General features: G+C 65.5%; 1 protein-coding gene and 1 pseudogene. One reads left to right on the forward strand and one right to left on the reverse strand.

What is annotated here, in order from left to right; all coding sequences use genetic code 11:
• Positions 1–137 precede the first annotated feature (137 nt).
• Positions 138–1,178 carry an L-glyceraldehyde 3-phosphate reductase gene (mgrA, locus tag ACTHLF_RS14230; protein ID WP_440328003.1) on the reverse strand — a complete coding sequence of 347 codons (1,041 nt, stop codon included), beginning with the start codon at positions 1,176–1,178 and terminating at the stop codon, positions 138–140.
• 146 nt (positions 1,179–1,324) lie between these two features.
• Here mgrA and ACTHLF_RS14235 point away from each other — a divergent pair.
• A pseudogene (locus tag ACTHLF_RS14235) lies at positions 1,325–2,425 on the forward strand (NADH:flavin oxidoreductase/NADH oxidase); the annotation flags it as partial.
• Positions 2,426–2,579: the final 154 nt, after the last annotated feature.

The following is a 2,579-nucleotide window of genomic DNA, read 5'->3' on the forward strand; positions in this document are numbered from 1 at the left end:
AGCACCGACTACACAATCTACCGCCTGGCTCTTGTAGGACCGCGCTGTGGGAGGTTGCTTGCAGGGTATGGTTGCTCGCGACATCCCCCATCGCGCGCATGCGCGCTCCCACAACGGGTGCGCTGGCACAACAGGCTTTAGCGCCTGCCGATGCTTGACGACACTTCCCAAAGATCGACACCACCATCGCGCGCGTGCTGGTCGATCTCAGCGAGTTCTTCCTTGCTGAAAGCCAGGTTCTTCACGGCATCCAGCGAGTCGTCCAGCTGCTCCACGGTACGCGCGCCGATCAGCGAGGACGAAACACGCGGATCGCGCAGCGTCCAGGCGATCGCCATCTGGGCCAGGGTCTGGCCGCGCTTCTCCGCCATGCCGTTCAATGCGCGGATGTGCTTGAGGTTCTCTTCGCTCAGCATCCCCTCGTTCATCGAATCGCCGCGCGTCACGCGGGCATCGGCCGGGATGCCGTTGAGGTACTTGCTGGTCAGCATGCCCTGGGCCAGCGGCGAGAACGCAATGCAGCCGGTGCCGAGCTCGCCCAGCGTATCCAGCAGGCCGTGCTCGATCGTGCGGTTCAGCATCGAATAGTTCGGCTGGTGGATGAACAGGGGCACGTTCTCTGCGGCGAGGATCGAGGCTGCTTCGCGGGTGAGCTCCGGCGAATACGACGAGATGCCGACGTACAGGGCCTTGCCCTGGCGGTGCAGGTGCACCAGCGCGTTCATGGTTTCGTCGAGCGGCGTATCCGGATCGACGCGATGCGAATAGAAGATATCCACATACTCGAGGCCCATGCGCTTCAGGCTCTGCTCGCAACTAGCGATCAGGTGCTTGCGCGTGCCCGTGGGGCCGCCATAAGGGCCGGGCCACATATCCCAGCCGGCCTTGCTCGAAATGACCAGCTCATCGCGGTGCGTCGCGAAGTCCGCGGCGAACCAGCGGCCGAAGTTTTCCTCCGCCGAGCCGTACGGCGGGCCGTAATTATTCGCGAGATCGAAGTGGGTCACGCCACGATCGAACGCACGGCGCAGGATGGCGCGCCCGGTCTCGAAGCGATCGACGCCACCGAAGTTCTGCCACAGGCCCAGCGACACCGCGGGCAACACCATGCCACTACGGCCAACACGGCGATAAGGCATGCGCCCGTCATAGCGGGACGGATCAGCGACAAAGGTCATGGGGATTCCTTGGCGTGGGGATGTGAGGGGTATGTGATCATCCGATGGTAACGGGTTATACGCTGCATACCATCGTTTAAAGGTACTTGCGCCACGCCGCGAAAGGCCCAACCCTGCGAGCAACCTTTTCGAACAGGGAGTTTCCCATGGCTAACCCCGTCCTCTTCTCACCGGGCCACGTGCGTGGCCTTGAGCTGGCCAATCGCATCGTCATCGCCCCGATGTGCCAGTACTCCGCCGTCGATGGGCGGATGAATGACTGGCACCTCATCCACCTGGGCCAGCTTGCGATCTCCGGGGCAGCGCTGCTTACGATCGAGGCCACCGCGGTGTTACCCGAGGGCCGGATCACCTGGGCTGACGTCGGCCTTTACGACGATGCCACCGAGGAAGCGATGCGCCATACGCTGGAGGGTGTGCGGCGCTGGTCGGATATCCCGATCGTGGTGCAGCTGAACCATGCGGGGCGCAAGGCATCGACCGATACGCCGTGGGTCGGCGGCGCTCAGATTCCGCCGGGCACCGAGCGCGGCTGGCAGACCGTGGCGCCCTCGGCGATCCCGTTCCAGGAGGAGCAGAACCCGCCGCTCGCGCTTGACCGGGACGGCTTGGAGCGGATCAAGGCGGCGTTCGTCGAAGCGGCAGGGCGCGCTGTGCGCATCGGCCTGGATGGCGTGCAGCTACATGGCGCGCACGGTTATCTCCTGCATCAGTTCCTTTCGCCGCTTTCCAACCAGCGTACCGATGAATATGGCGGCTCACTCGAGAACCGCATGCGTTTCCCGCTGGAAGTGTTTGATGCTGTAAGGGCCGCGTTGCCGGCCGATAAGCTGCTGAGCATGCGCGTATCGGCCACGGACTGGGTCGAAGGCGGCTGGGACCTCGAGCAGACCATCGCCTTCGCCAAGGCCCTCGAGGATCGTGGCTGCGATGCGGTCCATGTGTCGACGGGTGGCCTGCATCCGGCGCAGAAGATCCCCGTGGGTCCGGGCTACCAGGTGCCGTTCGCCCGCGGGGTGAAGCAGGCGGTGAAGATGCCGGTCGTCGCGGTGGGCCTGATCACCGAACCCGAACACGCGGAGGCCATCCTCGCCAATGGCGATGCCGACATGATCGCGCTGGCCCGCACCATCCTCTACGACCCGCGCTGGCCGTGGCACGCCGCCGCCCAACTCGGCGGCCAGGTCAGGGCACCCAAGCAGTACCTCCGTTCGCAGCCCTCTCGGCATCGGCACCTGTTCCATACCGATGCGGCGATGAAGGCTGAGGCGCAATGGGTGCGCGGGGAGGACTGGCGCTACGTGTGACCACTCCGGCCCCTGTGGGAGCGGGGGGGGCGCCGGGGGGGGGTGGCCCGCCCACCCCACCCCCCCCACACCGCCCCCCACAACACGCCCCGCC

It is taken from the genome of Luteibacter sp., from assembly GCF_051958795.1.
Classification (GTDB): domain Bacteria; phylum Pseudomonadota; class Gammaproteobacteria; order Xanthomonadales; family Rhodanobacteraceae; genus Luteibacter.